The 19,748-nt window shown below is 64.7% G+C and carries 16 protein-coding genes and 1 pseudogene; 9 read left to right on the top strand and 8 right to left on the bottom strand.

Annotated elements, in window-relative coordinates:
- Position 1 precedes the first annotated feature (1 nt).
- Entirely contained in the window at positions 2-817 is an 816-nt protein-coding gene (locus CSQ95_RS29790) for an NF038120 family PEP-CTERM protein (RefSeq protein WP_180279180.1), read from the bottom strand.
- Positions 818-1,259: 442 nt separating this feature from the next.
- On the opposite strand from CSQ95_RS29790, the gene CSQ95_RS26910 reads away from it, so the two are divergent.
- Together CSQ95_RS26910 and CSQ95_RS26905 are read left to right on the top strand one after the other, a co-directional pair.
- Positions 1,260-2,171: a histidine kinase gene (locus CSQ95_RS26910; protein WP_099411708.1), complete on the top strand. Its 912-nt coding sequence runs from the start codon at positions 1,260-1,262 to the stop codon at positions 2,169-2,171.
- A gap of 8 nt (positions 2,172-2,179) precedes the next feature.
- Positions 2,180-2,827 carry a response regulator transcription factor gene (locus tag CSQ95_RS26905; protein WP_099411743.1) on the top strand — a complete coding sequence of 216 codons (648 nt, stop codon included), beginning with the start codon at positions 2,180-2,182 and terminating at the stop codon, positions 2,825-2,827.
- Here the strand turns inward: CSQ95_RS26905 and CSQ95_RS26900 are convergent.
- Complete coding sequence (locus tag CSQ95_RS26900) at positions 2,824-5,313, bottom strand: TonB-dependent receptor (RefSeq protein WP_099411707.1); 2,490 nt, start codon at positions 5,311-5,313, stop codon at positions 2,824-2,826. The two genes, CSQ95_RS26905 and CSQ95_RS26900, sit on opposite strands and share 4 nt — an antisense overlap.
- A 106-nt stretch (positions 5,314-5,419) precedes the next feature.
- Positions 5,420-5,881 (bottom strand): Lrp/AsnC family transcriptional regulator, encoded by a 462-nt coding sequence (locus tag CSQ95_RS26895; protein ID WP_070217690.1) that lies wholly within the window; start codon positions 5,879-5,881, stop codon positions 5,420-5,422.
- Positions 5,882-5,980: 99 nt separating this feature from the next.
- On the opposite strand from CSQ95_RS26895, the gene ilvB reads away from it, so the two are divergent.
- Positions 5,981-7,729: a biosynthetic-type acetolactate synthase large subunit gene (gene ilvB / locus CSQ95_RS26890; protein ID WP_099411706.1), complete on the top strand. Its 1,749-nt coding sequence runs from the start codon at positions 5,981-5,983 to the stop codon at positions 7,727-7,729.
- Between the two features lie 257 nt (positions 7,730-7,986).
- Here ilvB and CSQ95_RS26885 read toward each other — a convergent pair whose 3' ends face one another.
- Positions 7,987-8,844, bottom strand: a complete 858-nt coding sequence (locus CSQ95_RS26885) for an AraC family transcriptional regulator (protein WP_257218239.1) — start codon at positions 8,842-8,844, stop codon at positions 7,987-7,989.
- Positions 8,845-8,979: 135 nt separating this feature from the next.
- Here CSQ95_RS26885 and CSQ95_RS26880 point away from each other — a divergent pair, with 135 nt between their 5' ends.
- From CSQ95_RS26880 to CSQ95_RS26860, 5 genes are read left to right on the top strand one after another with little or no spacing between them, the layout of a single operon-like run.
- Positions 8,980-10,419: a cytochrome P450 gene (locus CSQ95_RS26880; protein ID WP_257218238.1), complete on the top strand. Its 1,440-nt coding sequence runs from the start codon at positions 8,980-8,982 to the stop codon at positions 10,417-10,419.
- A 35-nt stretch (positions 10,420-10,454) separates the two neighbouring features.
- Positions 10,455-10,916, top strand: a complete 462-nt coding sequence (locus CSQ95_RS26875) for a GNAT family N-acetyltransferase (protein WP_099411704.1) — start codon at positions 10,455-10,457, stop codon at positions 10,914-10,916.
- Entirely contained in the window at positions 10,913-11,272 is a 360-nt protein-coding gene (locus CSQ95_RS26870) for a nucleotide pyrophosphohydrolase (RefSeq protein WP_099411703.1), read from the top strand. The genes CSQ95_RS26875 and CSQ95_RS26870 overlap by 4 nt, the downstream gene beginning before the upstream one ends.
- Positions 11,273-11,321: 49 nt before the next feature.
- Entirely contained in the window at positions 11,322-12,122 is an 801-nt protein-coding gene (locus tag CSQ95_RS26865) for a hypothetical protein (protein WP_099411702.1), read from the top strand.
- Positions 12,119-12,427: an outer membrane protein assembly factor BamE gene (locus CSQ95_RS26860; RefSeq protein WP_099411701.1), complete on the top strand. Its 309-nt coding sequence runs from the start codon at positions 12,119-12,121 to the stop codon at positions 12,425-12,427. Before CSQ95_RS26865 ends, CSQ95_RS26860 begins: the two co-directional genes overlap by 4 nt.
- A 95-nt stretch (positions 12,428-12,522) precedes the next feature.
- Here CSQ95_RS26860 and CSQ95_RS26855 read toward each other — a convergent pair whose 3' ends face one another.
- The 3 genes from CSQ95_RS26855 to CSQ95_RS26845 all read right to left on the bottom strand — a co-directional run bounded on the left by CSQ95_RS26855 (position 12,523) and on the right by CSQ95_RS26845 (position 17,862).
- The gene (locus CSQ95_RS26855; protein WP_099411700.1) at positions 12,523-14,184 is read right to left on the bottom strand and encodes a PAS domain-containing methyl-accepting chemotaxis protein; all 1,662 of its coding nucleotides are present in this window, start codon (positions 14,182-14,184) and stop codon (positions 12,523-12,525) included.
- Between the two features lie 442 nt (positions 14,185-14,626).
- A complete protein-coding gene (locus tag CSQ95_RS26850) occupies positions 14,627-16,780 on the bottom strand; it encodes a DEAD/DEAH box helicase (RefSeq protein ID WP_099411741.1) in 2,154 nt (717 codons plus the stop codon).
- 200 nt (positions 16,781-16,980) lie between these two features.
- Positions 16,981-17,862 carry an alpha/beta fold hydrolase gene (locus CSQ95_RS26845; protein ID WP_099411740.1) on the bottom strand — a complete coding sequence of 294 codons (882 nt, stop codon included), beginning with the start codon at positions 17,860-17,862 and terminating at the stop codon, positions 16,981-16,983.
- A 135-nt stretch (positions 17,863-17,997) separates the two neighbouring features.
- Between CSQ95_RS26845 and CSQ95_RS26840 the strand changes: the two genes are divergently transcribed.
- Complete coding sequence (locus tag CSQ95_RS26840) at positions 17,998-19,614, top strand: M28 family peptidase (RefSeq protein WP_099411699.1); 1,617 nt, start codon at positions 17,998-18,000, stop codon at positions 19,612-19,614.
- 27 nt (positions 19,615-19,641) lie between these two features.
- Here CSQ95_RS26840 and CSQ95_RS30215 read toward each other — a convergent pair.
- Positions 19,642-19,748: pseudogene (locus CSQ95_RS30215) on the bottom strand (IS110 family transposase); the annotation flags it as partial.

The following is a 19,748-nucleotide window of genomic DNA, read 5'->3' as shown; positions in this document are numbered from 1 at the left end:
CTCACGCTCCTTGCACGGTGAACCCGGCGACCTTGCCGCTGCGGCGGCGCGACAGCATGCCGATGGCGCCCAGGCCGGCCAGCAGCAGCATGTAGGTCGACGGTTCCGGCACGGCGCTGACGTTGATATTGTCGAGCGCAAACTGGCCCTGGTTAAAGGCGGGGAAATCGATGGAATTGCTGCACACGCCAGTGTCATTGAAAATGCAGGCGTTGAAGGTCAGGCCCGTAAACGCATAGTTGCTGAAGCCGCCCAGCAGGGAAGCGCCCTGGAAATGGTAATTGCCATCGCTGCCCTGGCCGGGAAACGCCAGCGAGGTGCTGACCACCTGGCCGTTGCTGAGTGTACCGCTCAGCTGCAGTTCGCCCCACTGCATGTTGGGCAAGCCGGAGACGGGGGCGATGAAGGAATAGTCGAATCCGGCCAGGCTGAACGCCTGGCGGTCGGCACGCGCGAAATTCACGCCGCCATCGTTGAGGATGGCCAGGTAGTTGCCGGTGGCGCCCTGCGGGCAGGCGGCGATATCGCACGACGAACCCACGCGGCCATCGAGGATGGCGCCCACGCCGCTGACGCCGCCGCCGGCCGCCGTGGTCGGGTCGGCCAGGAACCGCAGGTTGTAGCTCGACGTATTGAGCGTCTGGCCGCTTTCATACACGTCGGGACGCAAATTATCGAAGGTCAGGACATCGGCCATGGCCGGTGCCGAGACCAGCACGGACACGGCGGCCAGCGCGGCCAGGACGGTGGTGCGGCCGCGGGTAGCGGGTGGATAGACGGTGGCGGGTGATACCCGCGCATGTGATGGACGATTCATTCTATTCCCTTGTTTGTTGTGGATAGATAGGTCGGCAGGTCTGGTGCCCGCTTTCAGCTTTTTCACAAAAGTGTCAACAAATATAGCAAATCGCATAAAACAAATATCATATTTTTAATATCATTTATTTATTTTTTTATCTAAGCCTGCGAAACTTTGTTTTGTTTTATCTATGAAAGTTTGAGTAACCTCAACGTTACATTGGAACAACAATGCATCGCACTGCAGGCGTGCGCGCCAGCGTGCCGGCGCGACTTCAGATAAGCTCGAAAACCGTGCCTGCGGCCAGCGCAAGCGCCCACCGTCACATCGCGGTACACCTGTTCCATCCTGGAACAGTCATCCCCTCCCCTGCCCCGCATGACGCGCCCCCAGAGGCCCCTGCGCCGATGGCATGAAGCTTGCACAATAAAGAGATCGACCGTGCTCAGGGAGCAGCATCATGGAACACTACCAACTGGCCGGCAGCGGCCGCGCAGGCACGCGGCCGGCCCGGCGCATCCTCGTGTGCTGCGCGCTGGCACTGGCTTTTTTCCTGCTGGCCGCCAGGCTGGACCTGGCCGAACGGCTGACGCACGCGCTCTGGCGCCACGAACGCTGGCAACTCGATGAACTGGCCCTGAGCCTGTTGCTGCTGGCGCTGACGCTGGCCGGCTTTGCCGTGCGGCGCGGACGCCAGGTGGCGCTGCTGCTGGCGCAAAACCGCGCCCTCACGCAGCGCCTGCTGCGCGCGCAGGAAGAGGAGCGCTGCGCGCTGGCGCGCGAGCTGCACGATGAAGTGGGACAGGACTGCACGGCCATCCGCGCCGCCGCCAGCTACATCCTGCGCGCGCGCGAAGGCGACCAGGCGAACGTGCAGGCCTGCGCGGCCAGCATCGCCCGCTCGTCGGAAGCGCTGCATGCGATGGTGCGCACGATGCTGCGCCGGCTGCGTCCGCCCGTGCTCGACAGCCTGGGATTGGCGCCGGCCCTGCAGGCGCTGTGCGACAGCTGGGCCCAGCAGCACGGCATCGCCTGCCATTTCGCGCCGCACGCCGTCCCCGCCAGCCTCGACGACTGCACCGCCACCGCCGTCTACCGCCTGGTGCAGGAAGGCTTGACGAACGTGGCGCGCCACGCGGGCGCCGACCGTGCCACGGTGGAATTGCGCGCCGATGCGCACGGCGTGCTGCACCTGGCCATCGAAGACAATGGCCAGGGTTTTGGTCCGGATAGAACGCCAGCAGATGGCTTCGGCATGCTTGGCATGCGCGAAAGAGTGGCCGGCCTGCGCGGCCATATCCGCTGGATCAGCGCGCTGGGCAACGGCTTGCGCATCGAAGTGGCGATGCCGCTGGCGGCCGGTGCGGCATGAACGCGGCCATGCCCCCGATCCGCGTGATGCTGGTCGACGACCACCCGGTGGTGCGCACGGGCTACCGGCGGCTGCTGGAACAGGGCGGCGACATCGCCGTCGTGGCCGAGGCCGGCAATGGCGAAACGGCGTATGGCCTGCACCAGGAGCACGCGCCCGACGTCTGCGTGACGGATTTGTCCATGCCCGGCATCGGCGGCCTGGAATTGCTGCGCAAGCTGCTCGCGCGCGACGCAGGCGCGCGCGTGCTCGTGTTTACCATGCACGACACGCCGCAGCTGATCGCGCGCGCGTTGGACGGCGGCGCCTGCGGCTTCGTCAGCAAGCAAGCCGACCCGGAACACCTGGTCGACGCCGTGCGCGCCGCCCACGCGGGCCGCCGCTACCTCGATCCGCACAGCGCACCGGGCGTGCTGCACGGTACGGCCCGCATGGAAGCGGAGCGTTTGAGCAGCCTGAGCCAGCGCGAATTCGAAATCTTCCGCCTGCTGGCCGAAGGCCGCAGCGCCGCCGACTGCGCCCGCCTGCTGCACCTGAGCAGCAAGACGGTGGCCAATCACCAGACCTGCATCAAGGAAAAGCTCGACGTGCCCGGCCCCGCCGCCCTCGTGCACCTGGCGCTGCGCAATGGCGTCATCGAGCACGTCCAGCCTTAAAACGCGTAGCGCAGACCCGCATTCACGCTGCGCGGCGCGCCGGCCGCATAGAACGTCGCGTTGACCATCGGATAGTCGCCGTTCACGGCGGGCAATGGCCGGGCGGCAAAATTGCCGTTGGCATCGAAGCCCGTGGCGCCCAGTTGCGCCGCCGTCGCGTACTGGCGGTCGAACAGATTATTCACCTGGGCGAACACGCTGAGCCGTGGCGTCAGCTGAACCTTGCCGTTCAGCTCCACCACGGCGTAGCCGCCGCTCTTGCCGGAACCCAGGTATGCCGGGCCGCCCGCCTGGTGCCGGTTGTTCTCGTTGCCGCGCGCGTAGGAACTCGACACGGCCGTCATGGCCAGGCCCACCGTCCAGTCGCGTCCGCCCTGATAGTCCACGTGCGCCTTGAAGATATGGCTCGGTGTCAGCGGAATGCGGTTGCCGGGCGTGATGACGATATTGCCTTCCAGGCCGGGCGCGTCCGCGTCGCTGCTGCTGTTGGCGCTGCCGTTGACGAGCTCGCGGCTTTGATACGTCGCCTGCAGCCACGTGTAGTTGACGCCGAAGTCCAGCGCGCCGGCCTTGCCACCCGCCGCCAGTTCCACGCCCTGGTGGCGCGTCTTGCCGAAATTCTTGAAGTAGCCGAAACCGGCCTGATTGTCGGCCACGAACAGGATATCGTCGTGGTTTTCCGCGCGGAACACGCCGGCGCTCCAGCGGGCCACGTCGGCGAGCTTGCCGCGCAGGCCCGCTTCCCACGTCTTGGTGACGACCTGTTTCAAGGGCGGATCGCCCGCCATGGCGTTGGGCAGGCGGCACGGGTTGTCCGGGTCGGCGCAGCCGAGTTCGATGGCCGTCGGCGTGCGGCTGCCTTCGTTGTAGCCGAGATAGGCGCTCACGCCATCGGCCGGCGCATAGGCCAGACCGATGGCGGGATTGAAGCGGCTGAAACGGTGGTCGCCATCGAGCGAGCCGCTGCCGCCGCCGGGCGTGATGGCGTCGCGGTTGCGCACGGTGCTGCGGTTGTAGCGGCCGGAGATGGTCAAGGTCAATGCTTGATTCAGCGCAATGCTGTCGCTCGCATACACGCTCCACGTGCGCATGCGCCCGCTCAAGTCGACGCGGTTGTCGACGGGCGTGCCGTCGTCGTCGATTTCCGTACCGTCGGCAAAGAAGTCGACGGGCGTGATGCTGCGGTCCGGGTTCAGATAGCCGAACTGGCTGGTCTGGCGAAACGTGGCGTGGCTGGCATCGAAGGCGGCGCCGGCCGTGACGCTGTGACGCTGCCCGGCCAGGTCGGCCACCGCCGTGAACTGGCCCGACAAACCATAGTTTTCCTGCTCGGTATGGCTGCGGTTGAGCATGCCGTTGCATTTTTCGGCCGGCTCATCGTTCAGCAGCACGTTGCCGATGCAGCGCCACTTCGGAAACGGCGTATTGGACGCATTCGCCCCGCTGGCGGGATAGCCCGTGTAGCCGGCCGCCGCCAGCGCCGCCCGCTCGGCCGCGCCGGGCTGGTAGACGGACTGGTCGAGCGACTCGTCGTTCAGGTCGCCGTTGAACGTGTGCGTGTCGATCTTGCGGTAGTACACATTGCCGGACAAGAGCAAGCCGGCGCCGGCCTGGTGCTTGCCCGTCACGTTCAGCAAGGTCGACCTGTTTTCCGTCAAATCGGGCTTGGTGTAGACGCTGCGGTAATCGCGCGCCAGCAGTCGCTGTTCCTGCAAGCCGTTGCCCGTCAGCGCATTGTCCGCGTGGGCCACGGTGACGGCGATGTCCGTGCGCGCATCACTCCAGCCCAGCTTGCCGAAGATCTGGCGCACGTCGGACGGGGAATCGTCGCGCCAGCCGTCTTCCTTGAAGCGGTTGCCCGTCACGTACCAGTGCCAGCCGCTGGCATGGCTGCCGCCATGCTCGAATTCGACGGCGCGCCGCTGGTGCGAACCCAGGCGCGCCTCGACGGCCGTGCCGGGACTGGTCTTGCCATCCTTGGTCTGCAGGGCCAGCGCGCCGCCCAGGGTGTTCAGGCCGAACAGGGGGTTCGAGCCGGGCATCAGGGTCAGCGAGGCGATGGCCTTGCGCGGGATCAAATCCCAGCTGACGACATCGCCAAACGGCTGGTTCAGCCGCATGCCGTCGAGGTACACGGAAAGTCCTTGCGGCGTGCCCAGCAGGGGCGACGCCGTGTAGCCGCGGTAGCTGACGTCGGGCTGGAACGGGTTGTTCTGCACCTCGTTCACAACCACGCTGCCCAGGTTGCGGCGCAGGAAGGCGGAAATGTCGAGCGCGCCACTGCCGGCGATCTGCTGCGCGCTGGCCGTCTGCACGGGCGCGGCGAGCGCATCGCGCGGCTGCTCCACGGTGGGCAGCGGCATGCTGCCCGTGATGATGACGGTGGGCAAGTCGTACGCAGGCTCCAGGTTGGCAGAATCGGCAAGGTCGGCGGCTTGCGCCTGGCACAGCGCCATGGCGGCGGCCGCGAATAAGGTCAGTCTCATGCAGGTCCCCGATTTATCGTGTTTTTTATTACTGCCCAGTATCGGACAGCCACCGGGGGATGGCCTAGGGAAAAACTCCCGCCGTGCTGGGAAGGGATAACAAAAGTCAGCGCTGCAAGGGAAGATAGCTTTGCTTGAGCTGGCGCAACACGAAACTCGATTTGCTGTGGCGGATACCGGGAATTTTATACAGGCGCTCGCGCAGCAGGCGTTCGTAGTCGCGCGTGTCGCTCACCGCGATGCGCAGGTAGTAATCGTAGTCGCCGGACACAAGAAACGCTTCCAGCACTTCCGGGATCATGGCCAGCGCGTGGCCGAATTCAAACAGGGCCTGGTCGGAATGGTCGTCCAGGGTGACTTGCACGATGACGGTATCGGCCAATCCCACCTTGGCCGCGTTGACGTTCACCGTATAACCCTCGATGACGCCATCGTCTTCCATGCGCTTGATGCGCGCCCAGCATGGCGACGAGGTCAGGCCCACCTTGGCGCTCAGGTCGTGCAGACTGATGCGGGCGTCCTGCTGCAGGGCCGTCAGGATGGCCAGGTCGAATTTGTCGAGCTTCATTCTGTTAATTCCTTATTTCACAGCAAATTTTGCTGAATACTGCATTCTATACGAGAAAACCAGCAGCCTTTTCTGCCGCATCAGGCAGAAAATAAGGCCATGAAACCCGATCCAGCTCCCCTCCTCGCTCGCGCCTCGCATAACGGCGCCAGCATCCTGATCGACACCCTGCTGGCGCTGGGCGTCGACACCGTCTTCGGCTACCCGGGCGGCGCCGTGCTGCCCCTGTACGATGCGCTGCACGCCCAGCCCCGGCTGCGCCACGTGCTGGTGCGCCACGAACAGGCGGCCGTGCACGCGGCCGAGGGCTATGCGCGCAGCACGGGCCGGCCCGGCGTCGTCTTCGTCACGTCCGGCCCCGGCATGAGCAATACCACCACGGGCTTGCTCGACGCCCTGTGCGATTCGATACCCGTCATCTGCATCAGCGGCCAGGTGGCTACCACCAGCATCGGCACGAATGCCTTCCAGGAATGCGACGCGCTGGGTATTTCGCGCCCCGTCACAAAGTGGAACCGGCAAATCCGCGCGGCAGAGGAAACGGCGGCCGTCGTGCGCGAGGCGTACGCGCAAGCCACGCAAGGCCGGCCCGGCCCCGTGCTGGTCGACTTTCCCAAGGATCTGCAGCTGGCACCGGTGCGGGAAACGACGGTGCTGGCCCCTGCCACGCCGGCCCCGATGCCGCCGTCGGCAGCCTCCGATCTTGAACGGGCCGCCAGCCTGATCGCCGCCGCGCGCCAGCCCGTGTTCTATGGCGGCGGAGGCCTCGTCAATTCCGGCCCGGAGGCCTGCGCCGCGTTTCAACAACTGGTGAAACTGGCGGCCGCGCCGTGCACCCTGACCTTATTGGGCCTGGGCGCCTTTCCCGCCTCGCACCCGGCCTTCCTGGGCATGCTGGGCATGCACGGCACCCTGGAAGCGAACCTGGCGATGCACCATGCGGACCTGATCGTCTGCGTGGGTGCCCGCTTCGACGACCGGGTGACGGGCAGGCTCGACGCCTTTTGTCCCGGCGCAAAGGTCATCCACGTCGATATCGATCCGGCGTCGATCGGCAAGGTGGTGCGCGCCGACGTGGCCCTGCGCGGCGACTGCGCGCCCGTGCTGAATGCCCTGCTGGCGCAGCTGCGCGGGCGATTGCTGGCGGACCGCCAGCCGTGGTGGCAGCGCATCGACGGCTGGCGCACGCAGGACTCGCTGGCGTTCGACGACACGCCCGACGTCATCGCGCCGCAGGCGCTGATGCGGCGGCTGCAGGCAGCGCTGGACAGCATGGATGGCGGGGACGCCATCGTCTCCACCGACGTGGGCCAGCACCAGATGTGGGCGGCGCAGCATTTGCGCTTCGAGCAGCCGCGCCGCTGGCTCACCTCGGGCGGCGCCGGCACCATGGGCTATGGCTTGCCGGCCGCCATCGGCGCGCAGGTCGCCCACCCGGACAAGTGCGTCGTGTGCGTCAGCGGCGACGCCTCGATCCTGATGAATATCCAGGAACTGGCCACGGCCGTGCAGCACCGCCTGCCCGTGAAAGTGGTGCTGTCGAACAATGGCTACATGGGCATGGTGCGCCAGTGGCAGGAACTGATACACGGCGGGCGCTACAGCCACAGCTACACCGAAGCGCTGCCCGACTTCGTCGCTCTGGCGCGCGCGTTCGGCTGGCAGGCGCACACGGTCAGCCGGCGCGAGGAACTCGACGGGGCACTGGCCGCCTGCCTGGCGTCCGAAGGCCCGTACTTCCTCGACGTGCGCGTGCACGGCGCGGAAAACTGCTTCCCCATGATGGCCCCCGGCGCGGGGCACCATGAAGTGACCTTATCCAAGGGCAAGGTGTACAAGGAACGGTAGGTCGGATGAGCGGCGGGACGCCGCGTAATCCGACACCAGCGTCTTGCAACAATGTTGTCGGATTACGCTCTACGAGCTAATCCAACCTACGCCAGCTTTCCCATGATGGCGCCCGGCACGAGGCGCCATGAAGCTGCCTTATAAGGGCAAAATATACAGCGGACGGTAGGTCGGATTAGCGGGGCAACGCCTCGCGTAATCCGACACCAGCGTCTTGCAACAATGTTGTCGGATTACGCTCTACGAGCTAATCCGACCTACGTCCATATGCGGTAGATCCAGTAGCTTTCATCTTCTTTCATGGCGCGCGCCAGTTCCGTGGGACTCAAGCCCGTGATTTCGCGCGTCTCGCGGCAGAAATGCGCCTGGTCGGCGTAGCCGCCGCTGGCGGCGACGTCGGACCATGACGCCGTGCCCTGCAGGATGGCGCCGCGCTCGTCGAGGAACAGCTGTTCCGCGCGGCGCATGCGGCGCAAGGTGCGCATGGGCTGGCCGGCCCAGGCCTTGATGCGCCGCTCGATATGGCGCGCGCTGCTGGCCAGGCCCGTCGATGCGGCCTGCACGCCCAGCCGGCGCACCCAGTCCTGGATGGCGCCGGCCGGTTGGTCGCCGTTCTTGCGCGCCAGCAGCCAGCGCGGCGCCAGAAAATCCTCCACCAGCCTGACGCGGGCGGCATCGTCCGGCGCGGCCAGCACGGCGTCGGACAGGGCCAGCCAGTCGGCATCGAACAGCGCGCCAAGGGGGCGGAACTGGTCCAGCAAGGCATCCATCGATATGCCCGTCAACGCATGCAGGGCGGCCGGATAAAACATCACGATAAACGAATGCACGGGGCCGGGGTTGTAGCTGACCAGCGGATACGAACGGGGGCCGCCGAACAGCGCGGGCGGCATGCGCACGTCCGCCAGCGACAGGCCCGGCGCGGCCGCTTCCACGTGGCCGGCGACGGTCCAGACGATGCTGCACATGGGCGCGGCGGGAAAGCGGTTCAGGCGCTGCGCCGGCGGCAAGGGCGCGCAGCCCGTGGTGTCGCGCACGAGGATGGCGCGCACGCAGGAAGCGAGCGCGGCGCGCGGGGCGATCAAACGGGTCAGGGGCGTAGGGGCGGCTGGCATGGCGACGATTGTACCGGCAATTTCTGGCCGCGCACGATGTCGTATTCGTTCAATACAAACGGGCCGCAATCGCGTAGAGTGTGGCCATTATTGCAAGCAATCCTCGTACTTTTACCGTATCGACAGGAGATGTTCATGCCGCCACTCGACCACGCCGCCCCCGCCGTCGCCACGCCCCTGCGCCAGATCCGCCGCCTGCCGGGGCCGTTCGCCTTGCCCATCGTCGGCAACAGCCTGCAGCTCAAACTCACGCGCATCCACCGCGACGTGGAACGATGGGTACAGCGCTACGGCCCCTTCATGCGCGCCTGGTTCGGCCGCACCCTGGTACTGGTGGTGGCCGACAGCGAGGCCGTCGGCGCCGTGCTGCGCGACCGGCCCGACGGTTTTCGCCGCCCCCTGAGCAGTTCCGTCGTCTCCGACGAAATGGGCGGCGTGCCCGGCCTGTTCCTGGCCGAGGGCACGGAGTGGCGCAACCAGCGCCGCATGGTCATGGCCGGCATGGCGCCGGGCGCCATCAAAGCCTACTTCCCCGCGCTGGTGACGGTGGCGCAGCGTCTGCAACGGCGCTGGCATCTGGCCGCCACGCAAGGCCAGGCGATCGACCTCGATGGCGACCTGAAACGCTACACGGTCGACATCATCGCCGGCCTGGCCTTCGGCACGGAAGTCAATACGCTCGAATCGGGCGAAGACGTGATCCAGCGCCACATGGACGACATCCTGCCCGCCGTGGCGCGGCGCAGCCTGTCCATGTTCCCGTACTGGCGCTATGTCAAGCTGCCCATCGACCGCCGGCTGGACCGCGACGTGGCGGCCCTGTCCGCCGCCGTGGCGGACCTGGTGCAGCAGGCGCGCGCGCGCATGGCGCACGACCCGGCGCGCCGCGCGCATCCGCCCAACCTGCTCGAAGCCATGATCGCCGCCGCCGACCTGGAAGGCAGCGGCGTGACGGACCGCAACGTAGCCGGCAATGTGCTGACCATGCTGCTGGCGGGCGAGGATACGACGGCCAACACGGTATCCTGGATGATTTATTTGCTGCAATGCAATCCGCAGACTCTGGCGAAGGCGCGCGAGGAAGTGCGGCGCCTGGCGCCCGATGTGGCCCAGTTCACGATCGAGCAGATGGATAGCCTCGACTACCTGGGCGCCTGCGCCAGCGAAGCCATGCGCTTGAAGCCCGTGGCGCCCTTCCTGCCCGTCGAGGCGCTGCGCGACACGGTCATCGGCGACATCGCCGTGCCGGCCGGCACTCTCGTGTGGTGCGTGATGCGCAACGACACCGTATTGGATGCGCACTTTCCCGACCCGCTGGCCTTCCAGCCCGAGCGCTGGCTGGCGGACAGCGGCGAGGCCAACAACAAGCGCGCTTCGATGCCCTTCGGCGCCGGCTTGCGCACGTGCCCGGGCCGCTATCTGGCCTTGCTGGAAATCAAGATTGCCATGGCCATGCTGCTGGGCAGCTTCGACATCGCCGGCGTCGATACGCCCGATGGCGGCGAGGCGCAGGAACTGATGGGGTTTGTGATGTCACCCATCGGCCTGACGATGCGCCTGGCGCGGCCGCAGTGATACCATGGGGGAATCTCAGTCAACGTGCTTTCCCCATGCAAATTCACCTGGAATCGCCGCAGCAAGCGGACGTGCAAACCCTGATCGCCGAGCTTGATGCATATCAACAAACGCTGTATCCGGCCGAGTGCGTCTACTCGCTGGACCTGGCGTCCCTGCCGCCGGAAACCCTGCTGTTCGCCGTCGCCCGCGATGCGGCAGGCGCAGCGCGCGCCTGCGGCGCCATCGTCCTCACGCCCGATTTCGGCGAGGTCAAGCGCATGTATGTGCACCCGGACAGCCGCGGCCTGGGCCTGGCCAAGCGCCTGCTGGCCCTGCTGGAAGAACAGGCGCTGGCGCGCGGCTGCCGCCTGCTGACCCTGGAGACGGGCATCCACCAGCCCGAGGCCATCGCCCTGTACGCGCGCCACGGCTACCAGCGGCGCGGGCCGTACGGCGGCTATCGCGACGATCCGTTCAGTGTCTTCATGGAAAAACCGCTGCAGGCGGCCGCATGAGCTCCCCATCCGACAGCCTGCTCGACATCCGCGCGCGCCTGCGCGCCTTTGCCGACGAGCGCGACTGGGACCAGTTCCACACACCGAAAAACCTGGCCATGGCCCTGTCCGTGGAAGTGGCGGAACTGGCCGAGCACTACCAGTGGCTGCCCACGGGCGCGGATGCCGAGCTGGACGAGGCCAAGCGCACGGGCATCCGCCACGAGCTGGCCGACGTGCTGATGTATCTGGTGCGCCTGGCCGACAAGAGCAGCGTCGACCTGCATGCGGCCGTGCTGGAAAAGATGGCACTGAACGCGCAGAAATACCCGGCGCAGCAGGTGCGCGGCGACGCGCGCAAATATAGCGAGTACTGATATACCCACCCGTGCGTGACTGCTGCGTAAAAAAGCGTAGCATAAGGACATGCGCATTCCTCTCTCCCTGCTGCTTGCTGGCTTGCTCGCTGGTCCACTCTTCAGCCCTGTTGCGCTGGCGCAAACCGCGCCCGTGCCGCAAGTGAAAGTGGACGCCACGCGCGACCCCGTCGACAAATCCTACCGCAAGATGCTGCAGGGCGTGGACCGCTTCGAGCGCGACCATGCGCTGGCGCCGCAGGCCGTGCTGCGCTTTCGCTTGCTGCCGCGCCAGCCCGGCGTGGACATGCAGGGCGTGCAGCTGCGCATCGCCGGCGACACCGTCAGCATCCCCTTGCCGCTGGCCGAGGACAACAGCTTTGCCCCCGTGCGCAATGCGCAAGCGGCGCGCGAAGACGCCGTGCTGATCGCCAACCGCAAGGCCACTACCATGAGCTGGCGCGCGCAGGTGATCACGCCCGGCTTGCCGCCCGGCACGCGGCGCCTGGGCGACCTGCGCCTGGAATGCCGCGCCGGCATGGATTCGGGCCTGATCTCGAACGACCCGCAAATCATCGCCTGGCTGTCCAGCATGCTCTACAGCACCGACAAGGTGTGCTCGCAGCCCGATGGCAACTACCTGTTCTTTACGGAGCGGCCCCTGTTCGGCGTGACCCTCGTGCATGGGGAACGGCGCCTGGCCCTGCCGTTCACCATGCTGTATGCGGGCGGCGAGCAGACGCCCGCCTCGCTGCCCTATTGCGATTGCCAGGTCTTGCTTGACCGCACGTATTACGCGCCCCTGTGGGATGCCAGCTGGCCCGACGATACCCTGCTAGAATTTGACTATATGGACGAGGTGGCGCCATGAAGTGGCTGGTATTTCCCGTGCTGGCATTGCTGGCTGCCTGTTCCGGCACGCGCGCCTTGCAAGCAAGCAAGAACGTGCCTTACGCCACCCTGGAACAGACGGTGCAACCGGGCAGCAGCACGCGCGAACAGGTGCGCGCCGCGCTGGGCGACAGCACGGCCATCCGTTTCGACAGCGGCAATGAAGTGTGGATGTACAGCTACCCGGCCGCCTCGGGCGCGCCGGGCGAATATGTGATTCTGTTTGGCGGGGATGGGGTGGTGAAGAAGGTGCGCAGCGGGGACGTGTACCGGGTGAAGAAGTAAGAGTAACCCCACAGACAAAACCCGGGGGGAATGCTCCCAATGGGAAGCATTCCGGTCGCGCAGTGACTGACCCCAGCCTTTCGCCGTTGGGGTAATTATCTTGCCTTCAGCAAGGCCCGCGACGCCACGCCGGCCGCCACGCTGGGGCTGCGCCCCACGCCGGCCGCCTTGCGCTTGGGCGAGGCCTTCAATTTGAAGATGCCGATCGACTGGGCCACGCTCTCGGTGCGCTGCGCCAGGCTGGTGGCGGCCGCGGCCGCCTGCTCCACGAGGGCCGCATTCTGTTGCGTGATGCCATCCATGTGGATCACGGCCTGGTTGACTTGGCCGATGCCCTGGTTCTGCTCGCGCGTGGTCGAGGAAATCTCGTCCATCACTTCCGTCACGCGGGCCACCGAGGCGATCACTTCCGTCATGGTGGCGCCCGCATTGCTGGTCAGCACGCTGCCCGCATTCACGGTGGCGATCGAATGGTCGATCAGGTTTTTCACCTCTTTCGCCGCCGTTGCCGAGCGCTGCGCCAGGCTGCGTACTTCGCCCGCCACGACGGCGAAGCCGCGGCCGTGCTCGCCTGCGCGCGCCGCTTCCACAGCCGCGTTCAAGGCAAGGATGTTCGTCTGGAAGGCGATGCCGTCGATCAAGCCGATGATGTCGAGAATCTTGCGCGACGAGGTGCTGATCTCGTCCATCGTGGTGACCACTTCGCTGACGATGGTGCCGCCCCTGGCCGCGACGGTCGATGCCTGCGCCGCCAGGTCGTTGGCCGTGGCCACGTGGTCGGCGCTGTTTTGCACGGTCGACGTCAGCTCTTCCATGCTGGCCGCCGTCTGCTCCAGGCTGGACGCCTGCGATTCCGTGCGGCTGGACAAGTCCATATTGCCCGTGGCGATTTCCGCCGTGGTGATGCGGATATCCTCGAAGTTGGCGCGCACGTCGCCGATGATGCTGTGCAAGTTGATATTGGTCTGGCGCAAGGCCGCCATCAATTGACCCATATCGTCGTCGCGCACCTTGTCGATCACGCCCGTCAAGTCGCCCCCGGCCATCTTGCGCGCCACCGTGATGGCGTCGCCCAGCGGCGCGACGATGGAATTGTGCAGATGGGCCCAGAAATACAGCATCAGCGCCACGGCCGCGGCAGCCGCGCCGCTGAGCCAGCTGCGCGTGGCCGTGCTCGTATCGCCGTCGATATTCCACACGGCGCAGCCGAGGATGGCCAGCACCACGCCCAAGATGATGCAATGCAGGGCGATGTCCTGCGACAGGCTCAGCTTGCGCCACTCGGCCAGCTTGGCGGCCCAGCCCTGGCGCACGACGCGGCCATTGCGGATCGCCAGGTTCGCGCTATTGCCATCTTTAAAACTTTTATACAGGGCTGCCGCTTCGTTGATCTGCTCGCGCGTGGGCTTGGTGCGCACGGACATATAGCCGATCGGGCGGCCGTTTTCGATGACGGGCGTGATATTGGCGAAGACCCAGTAAAAGTCGCCATTCTTGCAGCGGTTCTTGACCATGCCGGTCCACGGCATGCCCGTCTTGATGGTGTCCCACAGGTCGGCAAACGCTTCGGCCGGCATATCGGGATGACGCAGGATATTCTGTGGCGCACCCAGCAGTTCCATTTCTGAAAAACCGCTGACCTCAATGAAATACTGATTGGCGTAATTGATGTTTCCCTGTAAATCCGTGGTGGAAACAATCGTCATGCCTTCATTTAATACGTATTCATTTTGCGTGATAGGCGTATTGACCCGCATCGTCGCTCCTCTATTTTTCTCAACTAGCATAACAAAATCATAAAAACAATATACCACATCAAGCACCCATGATATATCGCCTCGGCGACAGTGACGCCAGTCAAACAATTTAATAAAAGTCAATTCATTTATGTTTTAGAATTTACTTTGATTCAACTTGATTGATTTTATTGAAATGCAAAATTTAAATTGCGTACACATACAATAATTAATAAAAAATTATGTATCGATGCGGCAGGTAATAAAGATGGCGTTTACGCCGATAAAAAGATGCAAAGGAGCGGCGGCCATTGCCGGCAGATGGCGATATCTGCCGCCTACCATAAGGCGGCAACCATGTTTATTTCTTGAGGGAAAATAAAAACTGGCGCGAATGCGCCAGTGGGGGATGTGTCTCCAATCCGCGACACAGGCGCCGGGGAGGCACCTGTGCAGGGATGGCTTACTTGAACGTTTTGCGCGGCGGCGACTTCGGACGCGGCGGCGCAGGCTTGCGCTCCGTCGTGCCATCGTCGAGGCTGATGCGCAGTTTCTGGCCCGACACGACGACCGATTTCAGGTGGTCGAGGATTTCCGGCGGCATGCCTTCCGGCAAGTCCAGCACGCTGTAGTTGTCAAAGATATCGATGCGGCCGATATGCTTGGCTTCCAGGTTCGCTTCGTTGGCGATGGCACCCACGATGTTACTTGGCGTCACGGCGTGCTCGCGGCCCACCTCAATGCGGTAGGCCGTCACGCCTGGACGTGGACGTTCCTTCTTCGGCGCGCGCGGTGCAGGTGCTGCATCGCCCGCGTCCGCTGGCGCATCCTTGAACGCTGGCGCGGACTTGGCGGCGAACGGCTTGCGCGGCGCGGCTGGCGGCGCCAGGTCCGGCGCATCGCCGTCACGGCTGATGCGCAGCTGCTGGCCCGCGACCCACACGGTCTTCAGCTGATCCAGCAATTCTTTCGGCATGCTGTCTGGCAAGTCCAGGACGCTGTAATCGTCATAGATTTCGATGCGGCCGATGTTTTTCGAATCGATGCCCGCTTCGTTGGCGATGGCGCCCACGATATTGCCCGGTTTCACGCCATGCTGGTGACCGACTTCAATACGGAAGGTCTGCATGCCGGCGTCGGCTGGGCGCTGGATGCGTTCCTTTTTCGGGAAGGCCGGGCGTTCGCTGCGCTCGTTACGGTCGAAGCGGTCGCCCCGTTCCGGACGGTCGTTGCGCTCAAAACGGTCCTGGCGCACAGGACGGTCGTCTTGCCACGTGGCTTGCTCGCGCGCCTTGTTCTTGTCCAGCAGCAGCGGCGTATTGCCACGCGCCATCTTCGCCAGAGCGGCGGCGATTTCAATGGCGGGAATGTTCTGTTCGCGCTCGAAATCCTCGATCAGCGACTGGAACTGCTCCAGTTCGCCCAAAGCCAGGGTTTCGCTGATCTGTTCCTTGAACTTGGCGATGCGCACGTCGTTGACGGCCTGGATCGTCGGCAGTTCCAGCATGCCGATCGGCTGGCGGGTCGAGCGTTCGATGGCTTTCAGCAAGTTCTTTTCACGCGGGGTGATGAACAGGATCGCTTCACCGCTGCGGCCGGCGCGGCCCGTGCGGCCGATGCGGTGGGTATAGCTTTCCGGATCGTGCGGCACATCGTAGTTGACGACGTGGCTGATGCGCTCGACGTCCAGGCCGCGGGCGGCCACGTCGGTTGCCACGAGGATGTCGATCTTGCCGTCTTTCAACTGCTGGATCGTGCGCTCGCGCTGGGCTTGCTGGATGTCGCCATTGATGGCGGCGGCCGAGAAGCCGCGCGCTTGCAGCTTGCCGGCCAGCTCTTCCGTGCCCAGCTTGGTGCGGGCGAAGATGATCATGCCGTCAAACGCTTCCGCTTCCAGGATGCGCGTCAGCGCGTCGAGCTTGTGCATGCCCGACACCAGCCAGTAGCGCTGGCGGATGTTGTCGGCCGTGCCCGTCTTGGCGGCGACCGTCACTTCGGCCGGGTTCACCAAGTAGGTGGTGGCGATGCGTTTGATGACGGAAGGCATGGTGGCCGAGAACAGGGCCGTTTGATGGCCTTCCGGGGTTTCTTTCAAGATACGTTCGACGTCGTCGATAAAGCCCATGCGCAGCATTTCATCGGCTTCGTCCAGCACCAGGGTTTTCAGCTTGGACAGGTCGAGCGAACCCTTGTCCAGGTGATCGATGACGCGGCCTGGCGTGCCGACGATGACGTGCACGCCGCGGCGCAGGGCCGACAGCTGCGGGCCGTAGCTTTGGCCGCCGTAGATCGGCAGCACGTGGAAGCCGGGAATGTGGGCGGCGTACACCTGGAACGCTTCGGCGACCTGGATGGCCAGTTCGCGCGTCGGTGCCAGGACCAGGGCTTGGGGTGAGCTTTGTTTCAGATCGATGCGCGACAGGATAGGCAAGGCGAAGGCGGCGGTCTTACCCGTGCCCGTTTGCGCCTGGCCCAGCACGTCGCGGTTGGCGAGCAATAATGGAATCGTGGCCGCCTGGATAGGCGACGGTGTTTCGTAACCGACATCCTTGAGCGCGCGAATCAGCGGCTCGCTCAGGTTAAGGTCGGAAAATAAGGAAATTGGTGTATCAGACATGAAATCACTCACAAGTTCGCTCGAATCGCCCAATGCGAAAGAGTGTATCTGCTAGTTTACTCTTTACTGGACCTTACCGGGTGGAACGAGGCGGCAGAACGCCATTTTTTGCATTCTAAAACGCAGAAAAATCGGCGATCCGCACGCAATTGGTGCAAAAACCAAGCAATATTATGTGTTTTGCAATAGATTTGGCTGTTTTACATATGCGCCCCGATATTGCTTGCCGCATCGACCGAGTGGCGCAAGAACTCCAGCAAGTCCTCGTTCAGGCGGTCCTTGTGCGTCGTCGCCAGGCCGTGCGGCGCGCCCGCATACACGAGCAATTTGCTGCCGATGATGAGCTCAGCCGTGCGCCGCGCCGAGGCGGCGATCGGCACGATCTGGTCGTCGTCGCCATGGATCACCAGGGTCGGCACGTCGAATTTGGCCAGGTCGCCCGTGAAATCCGTTTCGGAAAATTGCTTGATGCACAAATAGGACGCCGGCATGCCCGCCTGCATGCCTTGCAGCCAGAAGTGCTCGCGCACGCCCTGCGACGGTGTCGCGCCGGGCCGGTTGTAGCCATAAAAGGCCTCGCTCAAGTCGCGGAAGAATTGGCTGCGGTCGGCCTGCACGCCCGCGCGGATGCCGTCGAACGCGGATAGCGGCAAGCCCAGCGGGTTGTCGGCCGTTTGCAGCATCAGCGGCGGCACGGCCCCCACCAGCACGGCGCCCGCCAGGCGCTGCGTGCCATGGCGGCCGATGTAGCGCGCCACTTCGCCGCCGCCCGTCGAGTGACCGACGAGGGTGGCGCCCGTCAGGTCGAGCGCGGCTATCAGCGCGGCCAGGTCGTCGGCATAGGTATCCATATCGTTGCCGTCGAAGGGCTGGCTGGAGCGGCCATGGCCGCGCCGGTCGTGCGCGATGACGCGGTAGCCGTGCGCGGCCAGATAAAACATCTGGTCTTCCCAGGCGTCGGACGACAATGGCCAGCCGTGGCTGAAGACGACGGGCGGGCCGCTGCCCCAGTCCTTGTAATAAATCAAGGTGCCGTCGGCGGTACGCAGGGTATTGCTCGTTTGCAAATCGGTGGCAGTCATGGAACGCTCCTTGTCGGTGGGCCAGCGGCCATTGTGGCCGCAATCGGCTTGCGCACGCCGCGCGCTACGCCAGAGCATTGCGGTAGAGTAAGATTGCCGCTGCTTTGCTTTCCCGTATTCACTTTTGGAGTTGTCATGCGCTTTCCCGTCGTCCTCGCCGCCAGCCTGTTGAGCACGGCTGCCCTCGCCCAACCGCTCGTTGCCGAAGCGCCCTTGCGCGCCCATTTGTCCTTCCTGGCCGACGATTTACTGGAAGGACGCGGCACGGGCCAGCGCGGCGGCGACCTGGCCGTGCGCTACCTGGAAACGCAGGCGGCCGTGGCCGGCTTGCAGCCATTGAAAGATGGCAGCTACCGCCAGGCGCTGACCATCGTCGGCAGCAAGGCCTTGCCATCGAGCACAGTGACGTTCAGCGCGGGCGGCAAGACGCTTGCTCCCGCCTTCGGCAAGGACATCGTCTTTGGCGCGGCCAACGGCAAGGAAACCGTGGCGTTCGACGCGCCCGTCGTGTTTGCCGGCTACGGCATCCGCGCGCCCGAGGAACGCTGGGACGATTTCAAGGGCATCGACTTGAAGGGCAAGCTCGTCATCATGATGGTCAACGACCCGCAGCCGACCGCCGCCGAACCGCAGCGCTTTGCCGGCAAGTCCCTCACGTATTACGGCCGCTGGGTCTACAAGTACGAGGAAGCGCTGCGCCAGGGCGCCGCAGGCGTCTTGCTGATCCATACGACCGAGTCCGCTTCCTACCCATGGTCGGTGCCCGCCAACGGTTTCGGCCATGAACGCTTCAACCTGGCCGGCGCGGGCAATGCGATGGAAGGCTGGCTGCAGGAAGACATGGCGCGCGCCCTGTTCCAGGCGGGCGGACAGGACCTGGACGCCTTGCGCGCCCAGGCCGAAACGCGCGCATTCCGCCCCGTGGCCCTGAACGCGACGGTCAGGGTGGCACTGAATAGCCAGATCCGCAGCATCGAGCAATTCAACGTGGCCGGCATCGTCCCGGGCACGGACCCGAAGCTCAAGGATGAAGCCGTCATTTACTCGGCCCACTGGGACCACCTGGGCAAGGATGAGGAAGGCAGCGCCCGCGCAGGACAGAGCGACCATATCTACAACGGCGCCATCGACAATGCCTCGGGCGCGGCGGCCCTGCTGGCCATGGCGCAAGTGGCCGTGAAACAGCCGGCGCGCCGCACGCAGATCTTCCTGTGGCCGGCCGGCGAGGAAACGGGCATGCTGGGCAGCACGGCTTACACGCGCGCGCCCCTGTGGCCGCTGGCGAAGACGGCAGCCGACCTGAACCTCGACAGCATGAATTTCGTCGGCAAGACGCACGACATCGGCGTGGCCGGCGCCGAGCGCAGCAGCCTGTACGCGAGCGCCGCCAAGGTGGCCAAGCGCATGGGCCTGCGTTTGGCACCCACCATTCCCGACCTGTCCGGGGCCTTTTACCGGGCCGACCACTTTGCGTTTGCCAAGGCCGGCGTGCCCGCCTTCAACGTGGGCTCGGCCGTGTTTTCCGGCGACGGCTCGTTCGACTTCGTCAAGGAGCCGAAGGCGTCCAGCGAGCGTCTGGTTGCGTTCAAAAAGGATTACCACCAGGTCACCGATGAGTATCACCCGTCGTGGGACTTGTCCGGCATGGTGCAGCAGGCACAGTTCACCCTGAACCTGGGCTACGAAGTGGCGAACGACAAGAATTTGCCGGTATGGAACAAGGGCGAGGCGTTTGGAAAAGTGAAACGCTGACGTCAAGCGTAGATACTGTTATCCCCGTCAAGCGGCGTGCAAGGCCGGATCAAATATTTTCCCCGACCTGAGCACGCCGAATGCCACGTGCACCAGCTTACGCATCATGGCGCCGATGATCAGCTTGGGCGCTT

Source organism: Janthinobacterium sp. BJB304, assembly GCF_002735765.1.
Lineage (GTDB): Bacteria > Pseudomonadota > Gammaproteobacteria > Burkholderiales > Burkholderiaceae_D > Janthinobacterium.
The sequence above is the reverse complement of the archived record's forward strand: the minus strand, read 5'-3'. Positions and strand labels throughout refer to the sequence as shown.

Coding starts and splice junctions, on each gene's coding strand:
- CSQ95_RS26860 (WP_099411701.1), top strand. CDS start 12,119: ATGAAGTGGCTGGTATTTCCCGTGCTGGCATTGCTGGCTGCCTGTTCC.
- CSQ95_RS29790 (WP_180279180.1), bottom strand. CDS start 817: ATGAATCGTCCATCACATGCGCGGGTATCACCCGCCACCGTCTATCCA.
- CSQ95_RS26895 (WP_070217690.1), bottom strand. CDS start 5,881: ATGAAGCTCGACAAATTCGACCTGGCCATCCTGACGGCCCTGCAGCAG.
- CSQ95_RS26870 (WP_099411703.1), top strand. CDS start 10,913: ATGAGCTCCCCATCCGACAGCCTGCTCGACATCCGCGCGCGCCTGCGC.
- CSQ95_RS26845 (WP_099411740.1), bottom strand. CDS start 17,862: ATGACTGCCACCGATTTGCAAACGAGCAATACCCTGCGTACCGCCGAC.
- CSQ95_RS26880 (WP_257218238.1), top strand. CDS start 8,980: ATGCCGCCACTCGACCACGCCGCCCCCGCCGTCGCCACGCCCCTGCGC.
- CSQ95_RS26840 (WP_099411699.1), top strand. CDS start 17,998: ATGCGCTTTCCCGTCGTCCTCGCCGCCAGCCTGTTGAGCACGGCTGCC.
- ilvB (WP_099411706.1), top strand. CDS start 5,981: ATGAAACCCGATCCAGCTCCCCTCCTCGCTCGCGCCTCGCATAACGGC.
- CSQ95_RS26850 (WP_099411741.1), bottom strand. CDS start 16,780: ATGTCTGATACACCAATTTCCTTATTTTCCGACCTTAACCTGAGCGAG.
- CSQ95_RS26875 (WP_099411704.1), top strand. CDS start 10,455: ATGCAAATTCACCTGGAATCGCCGCAGCAAGCGGACGTGCAAACCCTG.
- CSQ95_RS26885 (WP_257218239.1), bottom strand. CDS start 8,844: ATGCCAGCCGCCCCTACGCCCCTGACCCGTTTGATCGCCCCGCGCGCC.
- CSQ95_RS26905 (WP_099411743.1), top strand. CDS start 2,180: ATGCCCCCGATCCGCGTGATGCTGGTCGACGACCACCCGGTGGTGCGC.
- CSQ95_RS26900 (WP_099411707.1), bottom strand. CDS start 5,313: ATGAGACTGACCTTATTCGCGGCCGCCGCCATGGCGCTGTGCCAGGCG.
- CSQ95_RS26865 (WP_099411702.1), top strand. CDS start 11,322: ATGCGCATTCCTCTCTCCCTGCTGCTTGCTGGCTTGCTCGCTGGTCCA.
- CSQ95_RS26910 (WP_099411708.1), top strand. CDS start 1,260: ATGGAACACTACCAACTGGCCGGCAGCGGCCGCGCAGGCACGCGGCCG.
- CSQ95_RS26855 (WP_099411700.1), bottom strand. CDS start 14,184: ATGCGGGTCAATACGCCTATCACGCAAAATGAATACGTATTAAATGAA.